The organism is Imperialibacter sp. EC-SDR9 (assembly GCF_902498805.1).
Taxonomy (GTDB): domain Bacteria; phylum Bacteroidota; class Bacteroidia; order Cytophagales; family Cyclobacteriaceae; genus Imperialibacter.
This window is the reverse complement of record NZ_LR701596.1, coordinates 38,967-62,282: the sequence shown is the minus strand read 5'-3', so window position 1 is coordinate 62,282 and position 23,316 is coordinate 38,967. Positions and strand designations below refer to the sequence as shown.

General features: G+C 50.2%; 9 protein-coding genes. 8 read left to right on the top strand and 1 reads right to left on the bottom strand.

Annotated features, from left to right (window positions below; translation table 11 throughout):
* Positions 1-346: 346 nt before the first annotated feature.
* The 8 genes from GC130_RS19830 to GC130_RS19795 all read left to right on the top strand — a co-directional run bounded on the left by GC130_RS19830 (position 347) and on the right by GC130_RS19795 (position 20,473).
* Complete coding sequence (locus tag GC130_RS19830) at positions 347-3,592, top strand: SusC/RagA family TonB-linked outer membrane protein (protein WP_152000092.1); 3,246 nt, start codon at positions 347-349, stop codon at positions 3,590-3,592.
* A gap of 37 nt (positions 3,593-3,629) precedes the next feature.
* On the top strand, positions 3,630-5,186 hold the full coding sequence (locus GC130_RS19825) for a SusD/RagB family nutrient-binding outer membrane lipoprotein (RefSeq protein WP_152000091.1): 1,557 nt from the start codon (positions 3,630-3,632) through the stop codon (positions 5,184-5,186).
* A gap of 84 nt (positions 5,187-5,270) precedes the next feature.
* Entirely contained in the window at positions 5,271-6,368 is a 1,098-nt protein-coding gene (locus tag GC130_RS19820) for an alkaline phosphatase family protein (protein ID WP_152000090.1), read from the top strand.
* A complete protein-coding gene (locus tag GC130_RS19815) occupies positions 6,368-8,113 on the top strand; it encodes a metallophosphoesterase (RefSeq protein ID WP_152000089.1) in 1,746 nt (581 codons plus the stop codon). The genes GC130_RS19820 and GC130_RS19815 overlap by 1 nt, the downstream gene beginning before the upstream one ends.
* Complete coding sequence (locus tag GC130_RS19810; protein WP_152000088.1) at positions 8,110-9,984, top strand: metallophosphoesterase; 1,875 nt, start codon at positions 8,110-8,112, stop codon at positions 9,982-9,984. The genes GC130_RS19815 and GC130_RS19810 overlap by 4 nt, the downstream gene beginning before the upstream one ends.
* Positions 9,985-10,329: 345 nt before the next feature.
* Positions 10,330-11,073, top strand: a complete 744-nt coding sequence (locus GC130_RS19805) for a hypothetical protein (protein ID WP_152000087.1) — start codon at positions 10,330-10,332, stop codon at positions 11,071-11,073.
* Positions 11,074-11,078: 5 nt separating this feature from the next.
* Positions 11,079-19,301, top strand: coding sequence for a fibronectin type III domain-containing protein (locus GC130_RS19800; RefSeq protein WP_152000086.1), 8,223 nt, complete (start codon positions 11,079-11,081; stop codon positions 19,299-19,301).
* The gene (locus tag GC130_RS19795) at positions 19,298-20,473 is read left to right on the top strand and encodes a caspase family protein (RefSeq protein ID WP_152000085.1); all 1,176 of its coding nucleotides are present in this window, start codon (positions 19,298-19,300) and stop codon (positions 20,471-20,473) included. The genes GC130_RS19800 and GC130_RS19795 overlap by 4 nt, the downstream gene beginning before the upstream one ends.
* A 71-nt stretch (positions 20,474-20,544) precedes the next feature.
* Here GC130_RS19795 and GC130_RS19790 read toward each other — a convergent pair whose 3' ends face one another.
* Positions 20,545-23,253: an SUMF1/EgtB/PvdO family nonheme iron enzyme gene (locus GC130_RS19790; protein WP_152000084.1), complete on the bottom strand. Its 2,709-nt coding sequence runs from the start codon at positions 23,251-23,253 to the stop codon at positions 20,545-20,547.
* Positions 23,254-23,316 lie beyond the last annotated feature (63 nt).

The following is a 23,316-nucleotide window of genomic DNA, read 5'->3' as shown; positions in this document are numbered from 1 at the left end:
ACCCGACAGGGTAAGACAGGTGTGCTTCTCCCTAGACATTTTTGATTCATACAGACGTCTGAGGACCTTTTCTGAGAGAAATTTCCTATTCACAATACGGGGTGTTCCCGGCGTCGATTATTTAACAATGACTTAAATATTAGTTTAATATAGGTAAATATCGCCCCCCTACCTTTGATGCATCGAAAAAGGCAATTCGATTGCCCAATACCGATAAAAAAGTAAGCCGGAAATGCGCCAAACATTCCCGGCCAGTACCTCCTCCTACGTCCGCAAAGACTTTCCCGAAAGGGAAGGGAGTGGAGGCTTTGTGCTAAAACGAAAATCGTCTTAACCATTTAAAACTATGAAAAAACCATTACCAGAAAAAAGACCTTATCAAAAAGCTTTTGGGAGCGCTTTTCTTTCCCTGCTTTTGTTGATGGCTTTTTCTTTCAACGCACTGGCACAGTCACGTACTGTAAGCGGTGTTGTGAAAGATGAAGCTGGAGAGCCGCTTATTGGGCTCACCGTATTAGAAAAGGGTACCTCCAACGGAACCATTACAGGGGTGAACGGCGACTATCGCCTCGACCTGATTACTCAGGAGCCAACCTTAGTTTTTTCATTTGTAGGTTACACCTCACAAGAAGTTGCCATTGGCAGCCGGTCGGTGATCGACGTAGCCATGCAACTCGATGTAAAAAGCTTGTCAGAGGTTGTTGTAACTGCACTTGGCGTCGAAAGAGAGACCAAGGCGCTTGGCTACTCGGTGCAGCAGGTGAATGGCGAGGATATTACCGAAGCACGTGAGACTAACGTCGTTAATTCTCTTTCAGGTAAAGTAGCTGGCGTGCAGGTTTCCAATGCAGCAGCAGGTGTGGGTGGTTCTGCCAGGATTACTATCCGTGGCGAATCTTCTTTGAATATCAACGCCAATCAACCGCTGTTTGTGGTGGATGGAATTCCAATAAGCAACAATGTGAATGGTGCTTCAGGTTCAGGTAACCTCGAAGTGGATTATGGCAACGCAGCTGGTGAAATCAACCCCGATGATATTGCTTCCATGACTGTGTTGAAAGGGCCAGCTGCAGCAGCACTTTATGGCTCAAGAGCGGCCAATGGAGCTATCCTAATCACCACTAAATCAGGAAAAAACCAAAAAGGAATCGGTATAGCTGTTAATAGCAATTTAACGTTTGAAAATCCACTTGTAATGCCCGATTGGCAGGACAAGTATGGTCAGGGTAACAACGGGCAGTTTTCGTTTGTGGATGGCTCCGGGGCAGGTATTGCCGACGGAGTGGACGAAAGCTGGGGCCCCGAATTAAACGGACAATTGATACCTCAGTTCGACTCTCCAAGAAGCGTTGGAGGATTTCGTGGTGGCGATCTTAATGCTCCTGCGGGAAGCACTATTACACCCACTGCCTGGTCACCACATCCTGACAACATCAATGATTTCTTCGAAACTGGTGTAACTCGTACAAACAATATTGAATTCAGTACTTCCAATGATTGGGGCAATGTTCGTTTGTCGTACACCAATCTGGATCAGAAGGGTATGGTTCCTAATACCGACCTGACAAGAAACTCTGTATCGCTAAAAGGCGGACTGAACCTGACAGACAAACTTTCCATCAATTCCACAATTAACTATATCAAAAGCCAGAGCGACAACAGACCAGCGATTAGCTACGGTACAGAAAGCTTGATGTACTTGTGGATTTGGTACGGAAGACAAATCAATACCCAAAACCTGAGCAACTACTGGATGCCGGGTTTGGAAGGCGTGCAACAGTACAACTACAACTACAATTACCACGACAATCCTTATTTCACGACTTACGAGAACACCAACGGTCAGGACAAGGACAGAATTTTCGGCAACCTGTCAGCCACTTACAAGTTCACCAAAGAGCTAAGCCTGATGGTGCGTACTGGTAACGACCTGTACAACGACCTGAGAGACCGTCGCAGGGCATTTTCTACACAAAGGTTCCCACTTGGTATGTATAGAGAAGATGCTGTATACTTTCAGGAAAGAAATACCGACTTCCTTTTGTCTTACAATAAGAATGTGAATGACGACTGGGCTTTCGGTCTTTCAATCGGGGGCAACCAAATGAGCCAAAACAACAGGTTCCAGTCGACAGTAGCACCGCAGCTATTGATCCCGGGCATCTATAATTTCTCAAACTCTGCTGTTCAGCTTCAAGTGTCTCAAAGCAGATCAGAGAAGCGCATCAACAGCTTGTATGGCTATGGTCAGGTGGCTTTCAAAAATATGATCTTCCTGGATATAACCGGCCGTAACGACTGGTCCAGTACATTGCCTGTAGACAACAACAGCTACTTTTACCCTTCAGTAACATTGAGCGGGGTAGTGAGTGACATGTTTACCATGCCTGACTTCCTGTCATTTTCTAAGCTGAGAGTGGCCTATGCCGAGGTGGGTAATGACACCGATCCATATAGCCTTTCGAATGTGTATGGCTCCGGCACCGCCTGGGGATCGATCCAATCTAAATCAGAATCTTCTGTCCTTCGCAACGCTGAACTGAGGCCTGAAAGAACTTCTTCTTATGAAATAGGCGTGGATTTGAGATTCTTCGAAGGGCGCCTTGGAGTGGACTTCACTCATTACGACAACAAAACGAGAGACCAGATCATCCCTATCACGCTCGACATTGCCACCGGGTACTCCAGCAGAATTATCAACGCTGGTGAAATCCAAAATTACGGACAGGAATTGATGTTGATGGGAACGCCTATTAAGAAGGAAAATGGCTTCAAATGGGATGTGAATGTAAACTTTACCAGCAACCGCAGCAAAGTGATAAAGCTGGCAGAAGGTATCGAAGCATATACGCTAACTGAAAGAAATGGTGCCTACATCCAGGCTCGTGAAGGTGAAAGAATGGGCAACATTTACGGCGTTGGTTTTGCGAGGGTAGAAGACAAGAGCAGTCCTTTCTACGGTCAAATCATCCACTCGGCTGAGGGCACTCCTTTGAGAGACCCCGAGTTGAAGCTACAGGGAAACTATAACCCGGACTTTATGGTGGGTATCAACAACAATTTCTCCTACAAAGGCATTTACGCTGGTTTCCTGTTCGATATCCGTCAGGGAGGCATTGTGGTGTCAAGAACCAAAACAATTGGTAGCACTTCAGGTCAGCTGGAAGAAACATTGTACGGACGTGCCAATGGTTATGACCTTTCTCTGGAAGGCAACGGCATTGTTAGCCCGGGTGTGATTGATACTGGAGATGGAAACTACATTCCTAACGAGATCAAAATACCAAGCCGTGACTGGCATAACCGTTACTACGAGCGTAACAACGTTGAGGCTGCCAAGTACGATGCGTCTTTTGTGAAGCTTCGTGAAGTGAGAGTGGGATACAGCTTCCCTAACACTATGATGGGCCGTCTTCCTTTCAGAGATGTTCGCTTCTCTGTGGTAGGTAGAAACCTGATGCTTTGGACTGAAAACCCTCACTTCGACCCGGAAACACTTTCCATGTCAGGTGGTACACTTCAGCCAGGTGTTGAAAACATGGCTTATCCTTCGGCCAGAAGCTTTGGCTTTAACCTGAGCTTTAAACTTTAAGATGGTTCATCTTTTAAAACTTCAAAGGAAAACAGAAATGAAAATCAAAAGCAATTCTATAAAATCAATAGCACTGCTGGCTGGTCTTTTTGTGGCTACATCATGCGACAAGGACTTCCAGGAGGTAAACACCAACCCGAATGACCCCGAGTCCGTACCAACGGCACTGCTTCTGCCTACCATCATCAGAAACCCGGTGAACGAAGTAGCCGGACTGGCGTGGGGATATGGTAACGTGGTGATGCAGTATTCAGCAAAAATTCAGTTCACCAGCGAGGACAGATACCTGTGGGGGCCTCAAGGAGACCCATACGGTACTTTCTACAATGCCATGCGTGATGTGAACAATATCATCATTCTGTCAGAGGAGGCCGGGCAGCCGCAATACATTGGCATCGCCAAAATCATGAGATCATGGATGTATTCATTCATGACAGATGCTTATGGTGATATTCCTTATTCTGAAGCAACAAGTGCAAAAGAAGGTACCAACCTTCCGGTATTTGATACACAGGAGTCTGTTTATCAGGGAGTGCTGGCTGAGCTGGCGGAAGCCAATACCATTCTGGCCAGTGCTACTGGTTCGGTAAGTGGCGACATCCTTTTTGGTGGTGACCTGATGAAGTGGAGAAAATTTGCCAATTCACTGCGCCTGAGAATTTACATGCGCTTGTCTGACAGAAACGACCCATCTTCAGGGATGCAGGCGATCCTTGGTAACCTTGAGGCAAATCCAATTTTTGAAAGCAACGACGACAACGTAGCGTTGGAGTACTTGTCAGATGCGCCTAATCAGCAGCCGCAGTATACCAATCGTTCGGGCTCTTTTGATGAGTACAGACTGAGCGTCAACATGGAGACCATTCTGAAAGACTTGAATGATCCAAGATTATTTGTGTATGCTCAGCCTACCAACGATTCAGGTGCAGGTGTTGTGGGCAGCCATGCTGATTATGCAGGCGTCCCTAATGGCCTGGCTGATGCTCAGGCTTTGGCTTATTCGCCAAGCGGGGATCCTGAAAAAGTCGGCTCCAATTTCATTTCAAGAATCGGACTTATGTTCGCATGTCGTGCTTGTAACCCTGACAGAGCCTCTCCAACGGCCGCTGAAGCGATGCTAATGAGCTATGCTGAGCTTCAGTTCATTTTGGCGGAAGCAAGGGAGCGGGGCTTTATCTCAACAGGTACGGCCGAAGCCTACTACCTCAATGGTATCAATGCCTCTTTTGAGTATTACCTGGAGAGGCTTGCGGTAGGTAACTATTCTGAGATTATTGAAGTGGCTTCACCTGATGCAGCTTACTTCGCTCAGGCTGATGTTGCTTACACTGGCACGACAGCTGAGAAATTGCAGAAGATTGGCACACAGAAGTGGGTCGCTCTTTTCTTCAATGGCATGGAGGCCTGGTTCGACTGGAGAAGAACAGGCATCCCAACAATTACACCTGGCCCTGGAGCTGTGCAGCCAACTGTGCCTGTTCGCTTTATGTACCCAGGCGATGCCCAGGCATTGAACGCTGACAACTATAAGGCTGCCGTTGCCCGCCAGGGTACCGATGCAATTACCACCCGTGTTTGGTGGGATGTAAACTAAATAAGAAGTAATTTTTGCCTCAAACCTATCTGGAAGTAAGGGGGACGTTTGTCCCCCTCAACTTTTGGAGCAACCCGATTGACAATGAAAAACAGCTTACTTCTTATTGCAGGTTTAGCGCTTTCCCTGGGCACTTTTGCGCAAAAGAAAGACCTGAAAACAGAGAATGTCTTCATTATTACCTTTGACGGCCTTCGCTGGCAGGAACTTTATGGAGGAGCCGACGCAGCGCTGATTGGCGATAAAGACTATGTGGAGAATGTAGAAAGTCTTAAGAAGGAATTTTGGGCTGAAGATGTGAAGACAAGGCGAGAAAAGTTATTCCCTTTTTTCTGGTCTGAGATTGCCACAAAGGGGCAGATGTATGGCAACCGCAACGAGGGAAGCAAAGTAAACTGCGCTAATGGCATGTGGTTCTCTTATCCCGGCTATAACGAAATTTTATCCGGATTTGCTGATGACAAAAGGATTACCAGCAACGACAAGATTCCAAACCCCAATAAAACTGTGCTTGAGTTCGTCAACAATCAGCCTCAATACAAAGGCAAGGTTGCTGGCTTTGGCTCGTGGGACGTGTTTCCCTACATCATCAACGCTGAAAGAAGCGGCATTCCGGTGAATGCCGGATTCATGAAGGCAACAGGCAGCAATCTGACAAACAGGGAAGTTTTTTTGAATCAGTTGCAGGACGAAATCCCCGGCCCATGGGGAGGAGTGAGGCTTGATGCCTTTACTCATCATTTTATGATGGAATATGTGAAAAAGAACAGCCCAAGACTTGTGTATATCAGCTATGGTGAGACAGACGACTGGGCGCACGACGGTGAATACGACGAGTATTTACATTCAGCTCGCCGTACCGACCAGTTTATAAAAGAGCTTTGGCAGTATATCCAATCCAACCCCAAGTATAAAGATAAGACTACCCTGCTGATCACCACCGATCACGGAAGAGGCACTGTGCCGAAAGACACGTGGAGAAGCCATGGCAGCCAGGTTGAAGGAGGCGGAGAGATTTGGATGATGGCCATTGGCCCGGATACGCCAGCATTAGGAGAGGTGAAGCAGGATGGGCAACTATATCAGAACCAGGTAGCAGCCACCGCAGCTACCTTGCTGGGCCTGACATATGTTAATACTCCGGAGCCGGGAGCGATTGTCGGCTCAATGTTCAACAAGTGATGGATTTCAAAAGGGTAATTGTGCTCCTGTTGCTGGCGGCCTTTGGTTGTCGGCAGCAGGACTCAATTATTTCCCCTACCTATACCATATTACCGCCGCAGGACTCCGCCAGACTTGCGCTGGCCGAAAAGTGGAAAGCGGTCAAGACACCAGCGCCTGCTATTACTCAGTCCATCGATCAAGGTTGGCGATACGTAGCCGGAATAAATGAAAGTCTGACAGACTTTGAATTCCCTGAATGGGAACAGACCGAAGTGCTCGACTTACCTCACCGTGTTACTCTTCCAAACACCGCCATGTGGTACCAACGGCTGGTGGTTGACCCCATCGACTCTTCAGTTTTGGAGGTCAATGCGGACGATGGCGCCCAGGTATTCCTCAATGGTAAAAAGCTGGAAAGGCTAATGGACGACAGATTTTATGCCACGGCCACGGCTGGAGACACGCTTACGATTAGGGTACTTAACAACGCCATGGCTGGTGGCCTGCGCACAGTGAAACTGATTTCCCTCGCCAACTATCTGGACTACAAGAACCAGCTGGCACTCTATCGAAAAGCAGGTGCCGCTGTCGATCAGGTGTTGCGGTTGAGTGAACCGTCGGCAAAGGCCATGGAAGCTGCAAGCCTTCTTGTGGAGCACCCGACCATAGAGAATATTACGAAGGTTGAAGCACTTTTGAGTGCATATCCCATGCTCAGTGCCCCTGTTTTGCTGAATAACAAAGGCCACTTCGAGCTCAATTGGTTGAGTACCGGTAGTGGCCAGGCAGCAATTTTGGCAGGCAACGACCCGAGTCACCTTACCGCTGAGTTTATAGTGACTGCCCAACAACAGCCATTCAGGTTTCCTTTGGATCAGCTAAGCGAGGCCAGCTTTTACAGGATTCGTCAGCTCGATACCTGGACAGAAGTATATGAAGTGCCAAAAATGGAGCAAACTGCCAGCCCTTTTTCATTTACACTCTGGGCCGACAGCCAGGGCGGTTGGAACACCTTCAGCCAACTGATGGCTCAGACCAAGGATGATGATGACAAATTCAGTCTTGGCGCCGGCGACCTGGTGGCCAACGGCTCCGATTCCCTGCAATGGAAAAGCCTGCTGACCAGTCTTGGCCAGGCCAAAGGCCGTTTTCCTTTCTACCTCGTGCCGGGCAACCACGATTATGATGGGTACTACGACGACCTGGTGCCCATAAATTACAACAATTACATTACCACTCCTTCTGGCAAAAACTACTTCTCGTGGCAGTATGGCAATTGCGCTTTTATAGCCATCGATCCTAATGAAGCTTTCCCAATTGGTTTTGATTCCAGCGACCAAAAGCAATGGTTTTTGAGCGAGATAGAAAGTGCGGAATGGAAGGCAGCCACCTGGCATTTTGTCGTTTTGCATCAGCCGCCGCTGTCTCAGGGCTGGCCAGGCTACCATGGCGATGGAGTTGTCAGGCAGCTACTGGACTCGCTTTACGAGTCAGCGGATATCGACTTTGTAGTTGCTGGTCACACACACGACTACGAAAGGCTAACGAGAAATTATGGTGGGCAGCAAGTTAACTTTCTGATCGTAGGAGGAGCTGGTGGAGGTCTGGAGCCTGAGGGTGAAATGTCGGAAGAGCCAGTAATGGACACTGTGATCAGAAAACATCATTTAGCTCGTATGTTTGTGCAGGGCGACTCTATCCATTTGGAAGTGAAAGACCCCGATCAGGATATCATCGACCAATTTGATTTTATAAAACAATGAAATACTGCCTCCTTCTCCTCATGTTTACCTTGCAGACCGCCGTTGGTCTGGCACAGGATGTTAAAAACGGGCTTCTTGGCGACTGGTGGCTGTGGCCCGAGTATGCTTTGCCGGTAAGGGCATACAACACGCCCGGCAATCAGCCCAAAGCACCGGAGTCGGTGTTTGCCAATGTGGATAGCCGCAGCATCCCGCTTGTGCTGAAAGGAGAGGAACCCACCCAGAGGCTGGCTGGTATTTTGTCTCAAAATCAACTGCCGACTGCTGCTTTTACAGTTGAATGCTGGCTGGTGAACCATGTGAACCAACCGGTGGGAATGCTGGCCGCTGTGAAGCCTAAGTACACCGGAGCGGAGCCGCAATGGTTGCTGGGACTGTACGAAAGAGAGATTATATTTTCTCTGAAGCCAGAAAAGGAGCCCTTTGCAGCTGTTGTCAGCCACGAGATAAAGGCAAGAGGCTGGAAAAACCACTGGGGACACCTGGTGGGGGTGTACGACGGAAGTTCTATGAAACTCTACCTGAACGGAGAGCTGCTGGGTGAGCAAAAGGTAGGGGTCATGGCTGGACTGATGCAGGACAAGGAGCTGGAATTGGCTTCCTACATGCACAACGAGCCGTACATGCAGCTGGGCAACCTGCTGAAGAACTTCAGGCTGTACAACCGCTCACTCAACGTCTCCGAAATCAAGCAACGTTATGCTTACCTTCAAAAGCACGTAGAAGAAGGGAAGCTTTGGCCCGATACGTTTCATTTTAATGCCGGGCCTTACCTGAACTATGCCACCACCTCCAGCATCAATGTGTTGTGGGAAACAGACAGGCCGACAAGGGCCGTTGTGGAATATGGTGAGTCGCTGCCTTTGAAACAAAAGAAAGAATTGCCTGTGGCGAGCTTAAAAAAGGAGGGCCCTGCCGCTGAAGGGAGATACATACAGGAGCTGACATTGGACAATTTGAAGCCAGGCACCACCTACTTTTATAATGTGAAAGTGGCAGCCGAAGACGGCCAGGAAATGGAATCTGGTGTGCTAACTTTTGCTACGGCCGTTGAACCTGATGCTCCATTTGCGTTCGGTATCATTGGGGATACGGAAGCCAGGCCTCACGTGAACGACCGGGTGGCCAAAATGCTGTGGGATGAGCGCCCTAACTTTTTGATGATCGTGGGTGACCTGACAGATGGTGGTCAGGAGCATCATAAGTTTGAATGGAACTACGAATACTTCGCAGCCATGACACAGCTTACCAGCCGGGTGCCGGTGTTTCCGGTAGCAGGCAACGGCGAATCGGATCTGTACTGGTACAATCAGTACCATGTGCTGCCCGAGCCTGAAGGATTCTACTCCTTCACTTATGGCAATGCAGAGTTTTTCATGCTCAACAGTAACCAAAGAGACGAATTTGCGCCCTGCAAAAAGCAGTATGTGTGGCTGGAGGAAAGACTTAAGGCGTCTACTGCCAAATGGAAGTTTGTGGCTCACCACCACGCTCCATACTCTGCCGATGAAGACGACTATGGCAACAGCTGGGAAGGCCCTACCGACCTGGGGGACAAAAAGGTGAGAGAGATAGTGCCACTGTATGAAAAATATGGTGTGGACATGGTCTTCTTTGGCCATTTGCACACCTACCAGCGCACGATGCCTATCGAAGCCAATAAAGTAAGCGAGCAAAATGGCGTGGTGTACATCCAAGCCGGCGGCGCCGGTGGCAACCTCGAGGACTTCGCCCCTACCCGGGCCTGGTTCAGCGCCAAGACGTACCGTGGCCATCACTATTGCATCGTTGGGGTGAATGGCGGAAGCCTATCGTTCAAGATGTATGATACTGAGGGGAGACTGAAGGACTTTTTGGAGTTGAGGAAGTGAGAGGCGTGATAGGTCAGAAATATAAGGGTTGAGGTGACTGGGTTAACAACGCAATTGTCAATCTATTCCGGTCATTTGTCCAATCGTTTATTACACCGCAGCCTCTTTCGCACCCACATGAGCCTGGTGGCAGCTTTTAAAAATGCTGCCCACGCCAGGCAGTTCTCTCTATGCTGGGGTCTGTAAATATACCTGCTAATAAGTATTGCTTTTTCAGTTAGTTATGCTCAATTTTCGATAATTCCAGTCAGACCGTTTCGTCAACTGCTCATTTTTTATTTCGTCCATTTTTTTGAGAGCAGAACGGGACAGGAGGATCATTCGACTTTCTTTTCGATAAAATGTATGGCCAGAGTATTTCGCAGGTTTGTGGGATTCGTCATGCTACAGTGCTCTCTTCTCCACTACCTGAGCGCACAGGAGGTAGTAATTACCAAAATTCAGCTAAAAGATAACGAGGCGATCATCAACTACGACCTCAAGGATGATATCCTTGAGAGGAAGTATGCTCTTTTCCTTTATTCATCTCAGGACAACTTTATTCAACCCCTGGAAAAGGTGTCTGGCGATGTTGGAGTCAACCTTTCGGTGGGAGGAAATAAGAAAATCGTCTGGAAACCAAAGGAGGAATTCGGTGAAGACTTTGTTGGGCAGCTGGCGTTTGAGCTGAAGGGCAGTGTCTACGTTCCTTTTATTTTTCTCGACGGATTTGACGATTACAAGGAACTGAAGAGAGGTAAGCCGTATGATCTGGTGTGGTCGGGCGGACGTGGCGACAACGTTCTCAACTTCGAGCTGTATAAAGGGGAAAACAAGGTGGCGGTGCTGGAGGAGCGTCCCAACGTTGGGAATACCAAGCTGATCTTACCAGTCAAGGTGAAGCCCGGCAAAGACTACCGGCTGAAGATAAGTGATAAGCGAAACCGGGATGAGGTGGTTTTTACTGAAGAATTCACCATAAGACGCAAAGTTCCGCTGGCGCTGAAGCTTGGAGTTTTTTTCACGGTTGGCGTGGCTACCGGCCTGCTGATTGACCAGCTTACTCAGGAAGATCCGATTATTCCCGCCCCAGGGGTTCCAACCCGTTAACGGCCATGAAAAAGACATTTCCAATTCTTATCTCCTTGCTTTTGAGTCAGGTAGTGCTGGCTCAAACCCCGCTGTACAAATGGGCCGGAGGAAACGCCGAACCATCAAAGGCTTCAGTCATTCAAACATCAGGCATAGGCGCCAGAGAAAATAGCGCTTCATGGACCGACGAAGAGGGTAACTTCTGGCTATTTGGCGGTGCCGGTTACGACAAAAACGGAATAGAGGGGTATTTCAACGACATGTGGAGGTATTCTCCCAGGGAAAAAGAATGGACCTGGATGCATGGCGCCAACTACAGCGGAGCCGTCGCTGACTACGAGGCCGACCTGTCGCTGCGGTTCGACGGCATCGACGATGTTGTCGAAATGACCGGGTTCAAGGACTATAGCACAGATTTTACCTGGGAGGTGTGGATAAAAACGGAGTCAGAGGAGGGCACTGTACTGGAGTACGCCGAGTCCACTAAAGATGAGTGCTGCTCTGGAGTCGGTAATATTTCTCTTACCATCAATAACGGTTACGCCAGGGCATTTACGGAAAATTTTGGTGACAATTATGCTCAATCTTTCACCAGAATTGACGACGGGCAATGGCACCACCTGGCGCTAACCTTCAAGGCAAACCAGTCTGGTAACCAGGAACTTGTTACGCTGTTCGTCGACGGTACCGAGGAGGCTTCCTTCTTAAAGAATTTTGATCAGCTGGTGCCTAATGGGCCCACCAGCACCTATGTGACCAAGCTTGGCAACGGCTTTAATGGTGCCCTGGATGCGGTCTTTGATAATTTTCGGGTATGGGAAGTGGTGAGGACGGCGTCTGAAATTCAAAGCAATCTGGTGGAAAGGCTAACGGGAAGTGAAGATGATCTCGTGGTTTATTATGCATTTGATCAGGGAATACCCAACGACGACAATCAGACGGAGGTGGAAGTTTATGATGCCACCTCAAATGGCAACGACGGCACACTGTATGAGTTTATCAAATACCCCAACCTGAGCGGTGAAGTCACCTTCTCCAAAATTTGGAGCGTGGCCAAGTCGGCTGCTGATATAGAGGCCGAGATGACCACGGCAGATCCTGGAGATCCCGGACTCCTGGTATACTACGACTTCAGGCAGGGAAGCGCCGGCGGAGACAATACCTTCCACGGTTCCGTTAATGATCATTCGATCAACGCTAACCATGGCACATTAAATAATTTTACTCTGATGGGTGACGCCTCCAACTATCTGGAAGACGCAATTTCTCCCTTCTTTACAAATAACCTTGTCGGCGTCTACTCCGACGATTTTGAGCTCGGTGGGGGAGACTGGTCTGCCTCCGGTCCTTCCGATGGATTCGAATGGGGAGTGCCGACCAATGGCATCCCGCCTGATTTTGACAACTCCTGGGTGACAGACCTCGATGGAGACGCTACCAACCTCGACGGCACCTTCTATCTGACCTCTCAGCTGTTCGACTTTAGCACCACTCCTTACGCTTATATTTCATTTGATCTCTATACCGAGCTGTATGGCCACGACGACGTGTTGTGGCTGGAGGGGAGTCTGGATGGGGTTAACTGGGAGAGGATAGGCAGCTCATCTACGGGTGTCAACTGGTACGATGGCGTGAGCGGGTTGTTTGATGAAGAGGGCTGGCACTACAGTGACGGGTGGCGTACCGTATACCATGACCTGAACAAGTATAACTATGAGCCCGAGGTTTATTTTCGGTTCATTTTCTTAACCGACGGATGTTGTGCTGAAGAGCTCGCAGGGATAGCCATTGACAATATCTCTATTTTCACCAACAGCGAGTATGTATTATCCTTCGATGGCATCGACGACTATGTGTCAGTTCCGAACGTCAATCAGTACCAATCGGATTTTACATGGGAAACGTGGCTCAAAACAGACGAGGATGCCACCATTTTTTCTTACTCGAACCCTACCTATTCAGAACCAGCTGAAACGGGGGCTATCGCCCTGTACGTGCTGGACGGGCAGCTGATTTTCGAACAACATTTAAATGCAGCCGTGGGAGCCTACTCCCTGCGGCTCGATGATGACCTTTGGCATCATGTGGCTGTGACGGTGGCGCACGATGCAGACGGAACCCTCGATCAAATTACCCTGTATGTTGACGGTGAGCAGGCTGGGGGAGACCTGGTTGAGCTACAGCCGATACCTGCCTCTGGGATGGTCACCCAAATCGGACAAAGTAACTTCGACTTCCCGCTGGTTTCCGGCGGGTTGGGGGCTGGCGACTACTCCAACTGGGTCGATGATGCCGTTCTGCCCAAATCGAGTGTTGGCGGTCGTACACAGGCCGCTGCGCTTACCGACTCTAATGGCGACTTCCTGATGTTTGGCGGTTACGGATACGACGCTTTTGCAACGGCAGGCCAGCTCAATGCGCTTCATAAATATGACAGGGAGAACAACAAATGGGTACTGGTAGCAGGCCTTGAAAGCATAGACGAAGCAGGTGCATATGGGGCGCTGGGTGAGGCAGGCGTGGGTTACTATCCGGGTGGCAGGTCTTACCCCAGCGGCTGGATTGACGCTGACGATAACGTCTGGATTTTTGGCGGGTATGGCTACGATGCATATGGTACCCTTGGTCATCTGAATGACCTATGGAAATACAATTCAACAACAGGCGAGTGGGCCTGGATGGGTGGAGAAGACTACAGCGGAGCCGGTGGCAGCTACGGTACCCGGGGGGAGGGTAGCACCGACAATATGCCTGGCTCCAGAGCCAATGCCGTTACCTGGACTGACGACAACGGAGACTTCTGGCTGTTTGGGGGATATTCTGAAGACTATGACCAGTACTTCAATGACCTGTGGAAGTACAATACTGCCTCGGGCGAGTGGACTTGGGTAGCAGGCAGCGACACGGCGGATGAAGATCCGGTTTACGGGACGCTGGGCGAACCGTCCGATGCAAACCTGCCTGGTGGGCGTAGCGGGGCGGCAGGCTGGCATGGTGCTGATGGAAGACTCTGGCTTTTTGGCGGTCATGGAAAAGACAATTACAATTTCCGTTGGTGGATGAACGACCTTTGGAGCTTTGATCCGGGCACTGGCCAGTGGACCTGGATAGCAGGCCCCACCTATGGAGGCAATTCAGGTATTTACGGCTCTCTCGGAGAGGCAAACATTGACAATAACCCCGGCTCAAGAAGGGACGCCTCTGCCTTTACTTCGACCGATGGAAGCTTCTGGCTCTTCGGGGGCTCTGAGCTTGGGTATTACAACGATCTCTTTCAGCTTTCTCCGTCGTCGCTTGAGTGGACCTGGTGGGGAGGTACTGATAAGCCGATCAAGGAAAATGGCGGGGAATATGGTGTGCCGGGTAATGGCAACGTGCCTACGCCCGGCGGTAGAATGGGCGCCGTGCAATGGGTCGACGACGAAGGCAGTCTTTGGCTGCTTGGTGGTACGAACGATGTGAATGAGCGCCTTGGAGGAACCGACGACCCGTTCAAGAAAATAAATGGGTTCTTCAATGACCTTTGGAAATACGATCAATCTACCCAAACCTGGAAATACCTAGGCGGGAGCCTGCTGCTGGATCAAACCGCCGGAAACTTCGGAGCCAAGGGAATAAGCAGCTCGTCCAATATTCCTCCGCCACGACTCAATGCTGCCTCCTGGTATGGGACTGACGGACAGCTGTGGTTTTTTGGGGGCAAATCACCCTCCTCGGCACGGAATGACCTTTGGAAATATGACCCTGACGAAAACACCTATACTTGGATCAACGGAAGCAATCTGGAGGGGCAGCGTGGCGTTTATGGTACCAAAGGCGTGGAAGGCGCCTCTTCCCCCGGAGCCAGGTACGGCGCCGCATCCTGGGTGGATGCCCAGGGGATGCTATGGTTATTTGGTGGTGCCGAACGTGGCAACTGGTGGGACAAAACGTTCAACGACCTTTGGCGGTACAATCCAGCCACCAACAAGTGGACCTGGTTTTCCGGGTTCAAAAGCTCTGAGCTACCCGGCATCTTTGGAGAAAAAGGTGTGCCTGCCAGCTCCAACGCCATAGGCTCCAAAGCCTATGCAAAGGCCTGGACCGACCCCGAGGGGAATATTTGGGTCTTCGGAGGATTTGGCTGGGACATCGCAGGCAATATCGGCGCCATGAATGATTTATGGAAATACGACATTCAAACCGGTGTTTGGACCTGGATGAGCGGCAGCGAAGGGGTGTATGACTACGGATATTACGGTTCCCAGGGAGTGGCCGACCCGCTTCATGTGCCGCCTGCCAGATATAATTTCGATGCCTGGACCGACGATGCCGGTGACTTCTGGCTTTTTGGGGGTACCGATGGGTCCAATCAGTACAGCGATTTGTGGAAATATGACCTGCAAGCGGGCGGCTGGGCCTGGATGGGCGGTGCCGACTTTAACGAGGCGCCTGACGAATACGGAACCAGGGGGGAGGCGAGTGCAAATAATGTGATTGGGGCCAGGCATGGGCACAACGCATTTAAGGGGGTCGATAAAAATTTATGGGTCTATGGCGGCAAGACATTGAATGGGTTCAAGAATGACCTTTGGGAGATAAGCTTTGTGCCCGGCACGCCCAAAGTAAATGAAGCCACTGCTGTTAATCAAACCACATTTGAGCTCGCTTATGAAGAAGCCTGGGCTCTTCTTTTTACCGTCGAAATATCAGAAAGCCCCGACTTTTTGCAGCTGAAAGCATCGTATAGCGAATCGATCAAAACATTTGATGTTTCCGGGCTGGAAGCGGGTACTCGCTATTACTTCAGGGTGAAAGCTTATAACAACAACGGAGAGTCTGACTATTCCGAGGCAAAACAGGTACTGACCTTGCCGGAAACACCTGCCTTTCCGGTATCAGCAGAAGACAGAGTGAGTGGGATATCACAAACCTCTTTCACCATTCACTGGGAAGCGCCGCCGGGAATTTTTGACGGGTACTACCTTGACGTAGCCACCGAAAACACCTTCACCGACACGGAAGCTTTCGTCGCAGGGTATAACGCCAAAGTGATTGATGCCAGCGAAACGGCGCTCGTGATCGATGGGCTGTCGTCTGGCTCCGAGTATTTTGTTCGCCTGCGATCGTACAGTGCATCAGGGCAATCACCTTCGTCGGAAGCGGTTAGAATAGTGACGACGCCCGATACTCCGGTTTTGCCAGGCAATACAGGTATCACCGAACTATTGCAGACGGCAGTCACTATCGAATGGGAAACGATCCCTGGAATTTTTGACGGATTCATTTTCGAAGCTTCTACCGATGAGACTTTTGCCTCAGTTGACGCCTTTCTGGAAGGGTTCAAAGACAGAATAGTCGCTAAGACCACGCTGTCAGAATCGCTCACCGGGCTACAACCTGGCTCTCGGTATTACGTGAGAATTTTCGCCTACAATGAATCCGGATATTCAGACGCCACCGAAACCGTCACAGTGCTCACACTACCAGCCACTCCAATTTTTACCGGGAGCGGTTTTTTAACCGACATTTCACAAACATCGGCCAAACTCAAGTGGTCGGTCGTGCCGGAAATACTCAGCGGTTATCAGCTTGAAGTTTCCACCGACTTCAACTTTACCAACGCCGCCTTTGCACTTTCGGGCTATGGCTCGGGAGGTAATTTGAAAAATATTCATAAGGATACCGTTTTTCATCAGCTGACGATACTTGAAGCCGGTAAGACTTACTTTGCCAGGGTGAGGGCATACAATTCTTCAGGCCATTCGCCGTATTCGAACGTGATCACCATTCGGTCGATACCCAAAGCGCCAGTGCTCAATGCTGCCAACAACATCACGCAGGTATCCGCTATTTTGAGCTGGTCGGTGCCGGAGGAGGCTTCCTCCTACTTGGTTGACCTCAATACCAGTGCTGATTTTGAAAGCCCGACTGCGGTTTTGGTGGATTTCCCTTCAGCAGTGCCCTTTTACTCACTCGACAAGCTGCTTCCGGGGCAAATCTACCACGTGAGGGTACAATCGGTGAATGCAAGTGGTAAAAGTGGGCAGGGGACAACGCCTGACTACGGCGTCACGTCTTTTATTACCATTCCTCATGCACCTGTCCTAAGGTCGCCGGCCAATATCACCCAGGCAGGTGCCACCATGTCGTGGCCAGCGGTGAAAGGAGCGCTGGGGTATGAAGTTGACGTGTCCGGCAATGGCTTCCAAACGCTGGTGTCGGAATTTAACGCACTCCCGGTGACCGACACGGTCGTGGTCGTTTCCGGGCTGGAAGCGGGCAAGGTATTTCAGGTAAGGGTGCGCTCGACCAATGAATCTGGCAAATCGCCGGTTTCGAATATTCAATCCGTGCTTATGGTGCCGCCCACCCCGATCGCCAGAGACGCTTCAACAGTAACGCCGACTTCTTTCCGGGCCAACTGGGATCCCGTGTCGGGTGCCACCGCCTACCTGCTCGAGGTATCAGGCGACGACTTTGCCACCCTTGTTTTTCAGGACACGGTGCTAACCGCCAGCCCCGTCAATATCACAGATCTCGCTGAGGCGGATGTGTTTGGCTACCGGGTGAGGTCTGCCAATGAATCCGGCGTATCTCCCTATTCCAACGTGGTCACGGTATCGCTCAGCCCTCCGCCGCTGCCACTTGCCATCAATAATCTTTCCTTCAGCGCTACCTACAAAAAAGGCCAGCAACATTCGTTGGTGAAAGTAACGGCCACCGGAGGCAGTGGAGAACTGGCCTCCAGGCTGACCTACCGTGGAATTGCCGGAACCGAATGGTCGCAGCCGCAAAGCATGGTGCGTGATATCAATGACGACTTCATATTTACGGTTACGCCCGATTTGCTCGATGCGCTCGGCCTGGAATTTGAAATAGAAGTATCTGAATCTGATGGTGTCACAAGTATTTTCAGGCGGGAGAACTTTATTTTCTGGGAGTTCGACGACGCCCAAAGCGACACCATTCCTCTGACAGCTTTTGGGGGTAAAAAATCAGACTGGCAAATGTTCTCGATCCCCTATGCGCTAAAAGATAATTTAATTGAGACCATCTTTAATGAGGCCGGCGCCCTGAGATACAAAGTAGACTGGCGAATCCTGCATTTTCAGAGTGATGGGGCAGGCGGTGGCAAGTACGTTGATAAGGGAGAAGGCATTAACAGAATAGAAACCGGCAAAGGCTATTGGTTCAATGCTGTAAAACCCATAAAGATAAATATTGGCCCGGGGCAAGTGAATGGGGAGATTCCCTTTCAGATTAGCCTTGTGAAAGGATGGAACCAGATTGGCAACCCATTCAACGTTCCCATTTCCTGGGAGGAGACTATTGAGTCAAACAATTTATCGGGCCTCGTGGAATCGCTGAAAACATTTGACAATGCAAGCCAGGCCTTTGTCAGCGGCGATATCGTTGAGCCTTTTTCGGGAGGGTTTGTGTGGGCTGAAGAAAACACTTCTGCTCAAATTTACCCATTTAACGGTGCCGTCGGCGGCAGGCTGACCGGGACACAACGAAGTGAAATAGCCGAATCGAATATCGATGGCCCCAGCTGGATGGTGGCCTTGAGTGTGAACGATGGTTCGACGGCACGCTCTGTCGGTGGGTTCGGCATGCATCAGGAGGCGCTGCCTGGCAAAGACGTCTTCGACAAAATGCTACTGCCCAGGTTTGTCTTTTATGACGAACTGTACACCCAGCATGGTGATTACTTTTACCCCTGGTTTGCCACCGACATCGTTGCAACTTCCGAATCGCATGTGTGGGAGTTCAGCTTCAGGTCTAACTCCGGGGCCAACCAGGTGGAGCTTTTGTGGGACAACGAAAGTTTCAAACATCAAACTGCCGCCCTCTACCTGCTCGACAAGACTTCCGGGAACCTGCTCGATATGAAGAAGCATAACAAATTCCGGGCTACTTTGACGGAGGGAGCCGCTGGTTTCGAGGTCTATTATCAGGCTGATGGCAGACTTCCGGCTTTTAACCACCTGATCCTGGGCACGGCATACCCCAATCCCGCTACCCGATATACCACCATTCCAGTACTGCTTCCTGCCGGCCCGCAAAGGGATATTCACCTCGATATTTTCGACCTGAACGGCAGCCGGGTAAAGAGGGTGGCAGAAGGCACTTTCTCGCCCGGTTTTTACGAGTTTGAATGGGAATTTGACCAGCAAGACGTTCCAGGAGGGTTGTACATTTATCAGCTTGTGATAGAGAATAGTGATATGGCACCACTTCAAAAGAAATTATTAATCCGATGAAATTATCTCCACGATATATTTTGCTTCCGCTGCTTACGCTCGTAAGCCCTGCGATTTTTGGTCAGGTGGTAGCCACCCGTACCAACCAGGTTCATATAGACGTCACAAAGCCGGCAAACGCCACCACCCTGCCCAGAATTGTGTGGGAGCTGCCACGACTTGAATATACCAACAGCCAGGAAAACAGGGTGGACGTGAAGGCCACCGTGGTAAGTACGGAGCCGTTGAAGTCAGTGAGGCTGGCTCTGAAAACGTCCAACGATGGAGAGCCCTCTGCAGTTAAAAATGTTGAGCTCGAAAGCCCGCTGCTGACCAGTATTCAGCAAAATCTGTACCTGCCCGACGGTCAAAACTACATCGAGATTGTTGCCGAAACAGAGATGGGAGGAATCGTTTCTGATTTCAGATCGGTGGTGGTCGGGATGAATGCTTTGAAAGACGCCGTGGCCATCGACAGAAAGGACTATGGGCTTTTTTTTGCCACCGACCAGTACGACAATTGGGGCGACCTGGTCAACCCTATTTACGATTCGAAAGCCATCGGCAAAGAGCTAGAAGAGCGCTATGGTTTTGAGGTAAGAATTGTGGAGAATATTGATCAAAATGACGTGTTCACGATCCTGAGGGAGTATGCGCTGCGAAACTATAAGCCGCAGGATCAGCTATTCATTTTTTTTGCAGGGCATGGCCAGTATGATGAGACGTTTGGGGAAGGGTATGTGGTCGCCCGCAACTCCATTGCCAACGATCCAGGAAAAAACACCTACATCTCGCACAATCGGCTGCGCAACAATATTGACAATATTAAATGTGACCACATCTTCCTGGTCATGGACGTCTGCTTCGGAGGCACGTTCGACCCTGTACTGGCCAGTTCAAGAAGTGTTTACTCGGAGGTGGATAACGTGGAGTTTATGGTGAAAAAACTGGCAGTAAAAACCAGAAAATATCTTACCAGCGGCGGTAAGGAATATGTTTCTGATGGCATTGCGGGCAAGCACTCGCCCTTTGCTTCCCGCTTTCTGGAAGCGCTCAAAACAAATGGTGGCGAAGACAGACTCCTGACACTCACCGAGCTAAATTCGTTTATGGAACGCCTGCAAACCACCCCTCGTTTTGGTGCTTTTGGTTCCGACCAGGACGCCAGCGATTTCTTGTTTATTGCAAAATAGATTGATGGGCTGTAGGGCAGGAGTCATCTTGAACTTGCTAAGCAACCCTTCCGGAGTAGTTGCAGCTGACTCTATTTCTCCTCCACCACACACCTAAACCCCAAAGTCGCACTTCTCTCAAACCCAGGTGACACCCGAAGCAGCATCTGCCGCCAGGGTAGTGGCTGAGGGCCTCCTTTCACATACCACCAGCTGGAGGTCGGGTTAAAGTAGCTGCCGCCCTTCAGCATCACAAATTCACTCGTGCCATTGAAGTACACATCGTTGGTCAGTTGCCACACATTGCCTACCAGGTCTTCAAGGCCCAGAGGGTTTTTCCCCTCTGGAAATTGTCCTACTGCATAAGGTTTTCCATCTGCTGGACTGGTTTTCGTGCTGTCCATTTCGGCACCCCATGGCCAGGTATTGGCAGCGTCTCCGGCTTGTGCTGCATACTGCCATTCCAACTCGGTCGGCAGGCGGTAGCCTTTCCATTCTGCATAGGCCCTGGCGTCCTCAATATCAATGTAGACTACCGGAAAGTCTTCTTCTCCCTTTTTGGGCTTGCCGCCGGGCCAGTGTTTAAGAAAATTCGTGTCGTCGTTGGGACGGTAGCAGGTGGCTACCAGAAAGTCGTAGTACTGGGCATTGGTTACCGGGTAGCGGTCCATCCAAAAGGCGGGCATGAGCGTGTCCTTCTCAGCTTGTTTGGGATAGGGGATAAATTCTCCCTCTCTGGAATCCACTCTGTAATGATAGTTGCCGCCGGGCACCCGCACCGAGGCAGGGTCGATGTTGTTGCCCGCTGTGTTGGTGGTACTGGAGATCAGCCATGGATCTGATGCCTTTAGTTCAAATACCACCTCATCTGTCAACTCACCTTTGGTAAGGTATTGAATGACCACGCTACCTTCCTGCCAGCCAAATGTTTTTCTAAGCGAAAGGCTGTGCTTTCCACCTTCCAGTTCGTAGGGCTTTTTGTCATAGCCGGGGCCATTGATCGACAAGGTGATTTTTCCCGGCGGGCTTTCAATGATCAGTTCGTCGCCTTGGCGGCTGACATGCAACACTTTGGGAAATACCGCCACTACGCTTACGGTTCCTTCGTTGTTGGTGCCCAAATCTCCCGGGGCAAAACCGTCGATGGAAACAAGCGCTTTTCCATCGTCCACGCTTACCGGTTGGTGCGTCCACAAGTTGACTGCGTGATGGGTGTCGGGTAGTTCCAGGTCAAACAGAGGCCCCATGTAGCCTTCAGGATTGGCGTTGTAAATGGTGTAAATAGTTTTGGTATCGCTTTTCCACTCGTTCACATACACACTGTCCTGGAAAGTGGGAATGAGCGGTGTGTAAGTACTGTAATTGAAAACATCGCTGTTGCTGCGGAGCACCATCAGTATCCTGCCCAGGTGTTTGTACTGCTCGTCTACCCATTCCGGCCTACCCGGTTGGAACTGGTTGATTTCTACGCCGTGGCCATTGAACAGGCTTAGGTTGTATTCCCGCAAAATGGGCTCGTAGGCCAGCTCGGCCACTCGGAAAATGGCGAAGTCGGGCTTGATGAATTTGTTGAGGTTGAGCAGGGGTGGGTACTCCAGCGCATTGTGCACCCTGCCGGAAATAATGCCCAGCATGTCTTTGGGAATGGCTATTCCCTCACTGTACATGATAACGCCTTCCTTTGCCGCATCGCCTGCGGCTTGTATTTCCGCACTGCTGCTACCCCGGGTGTCGAGCACCACGCCGTCGGTGTCTGTGGATTTGAGCATGTCGGTCATGCCTGCCATTTGTTCGGCAAATGTAGTGGCGGTAGTACTTTCATCCCATGGATTGTAGCAGAGGAACATCTTCGTCCCGGCTTTGTGAGCATCGGTGGTGATGCGCTTCAGCTCTTTCAGACCTCCTGGAAGATTGCGGAACATGTCCCACTGGTTGCGCTGATCTAGTCCAAGGGCAGGCCAGGTAGGCCAGAAGCCAATAACATCCCAGCCACCAATCAGTGGCTTTGCCCTTTCGATGGTTTTGGGCAGGTAATAGATGCCATAGCGGGGATTGTAAAAGTCCTTGTCCCAAGCCATCATCAGGTTGATGGCATATGCCTTCCGAATCCACGCAAGGTCAGGGCGGTCGAAGAGGCTGTTGTCAAATTGCTCCAGGTCAAAGAGCATATGCTTTTGAAACATGAGCCGCAGCCCTTCCTGCCAGTTGCCGGCGAACGGCTCATACCAAAGCTCGTAAGTGACCTCACCACCAGGGTACACGACCGTTTCGAATCGTTTGCGCTGTGCCTTCTCCCAGCTTTGGCGGCGAGCCAGCCCGGCGACTGCGTTTCCATCAGGCAGTGGCAGGATGCCAAACCCCAACTCCCAGGCATTATCGGGCAGGATGACACCGATGGGGCCAAAGCCCGGCCGGTAAATCACGCTGCGGGACAGCCGGTGCTCACCCAGTCCGGTGATGTACACGTGGTCAGGGTTTTCACCAAAAGGCACAATGTTTTCGATAGTGAGGGTGTCTGAAGAGGTGATGTTTTTGAACGTGAATGTAATTTTGTAGGGTAGAGTGCTTTTGGCTGCTGGATGGGAGTAAACAGTCTCAAATCTTTTGTCAGCACCTTCCTGCGAAGGGCTGCTAATGACCTCACCATTGACCCGGAAGGAAATAAATGGGGTCAGTTTTACCTGGTATTTGGTGCTGGACGATAAAGACACCCTTTGAATACCATTAGTATTGTATTCGAACAGCTGGCTTTTGGCAGAAAAAGCAGCCAGCAACAAAAAAAGAATGAGCAGTTTTCGCATGCACTAATATCGTGAAGATTTGGAGAAATTGAGAAGCTGTTTACCGATGTGGATTTCGAAACA

Coding starts and splice junctions, on each gene's coding strand:
- GC130_RS19790 (WP_152000084.1), bottom strand. CDS start 23,253: ATGCGAAAACTGCTCATTCTTTTTTTGTTGCTGGCTGCTTTTTCTGCC.
- GC130_RS19805 (WP_152000087.1), top strand. CDS start 10,330: ATGGCCAGAGTATTTCGCAGGTTTGTGGGATTCGTCATGCTACAGTGC.
- GC130_RS19815 (WP_152000089.1), top strand. CDS start 6,368: ATGGATTTCAAAAGGGTAATTGTGCTCCTGTTGCTGGCGGCCTTTGGT.
- GC130_RS19800 (WP_152000086.1), top strand. CDS start 11,079: ATGAAAAAGACATTTCCAATTCTTATCTCCTTGCTTTTGAGTCAGGTA.
- GC130_RS19830 (WP_152000092.1), top strand. CDS start 347: ATGAAAAAACCATTACCAGAAAAAAGACCTTATCAAAAAGCTTTTGGG.
- GC130_RS19795 (WP_152000085.1), top strand. CDS start 19,298: ATGAAATTATCTCCACGATATATTTTGCTTCCGCTGCTTACGCTCGTA.
- GC130_RS19820 (WP_152000090.1), top strand. CDS start 5,271: ATGAAAAACAGCTTACTTCTTATTGCAGGTTTAGCGCTTTCCCTGGGC.
- GC130_RS19825 (WP_152000091.1), top strand. CDS start 3,630: ATGAAAATCAAAAGCAATTCTATAAAATCAATAGCACTGCTGGCTGGT.
- GC130_RS19810 (WP_152000088.1), top strand. CDS start 8,110: ATGAAATACTGCCTCCTTCTCCTCATGTTTACCTTGCAGACCGCCGTT.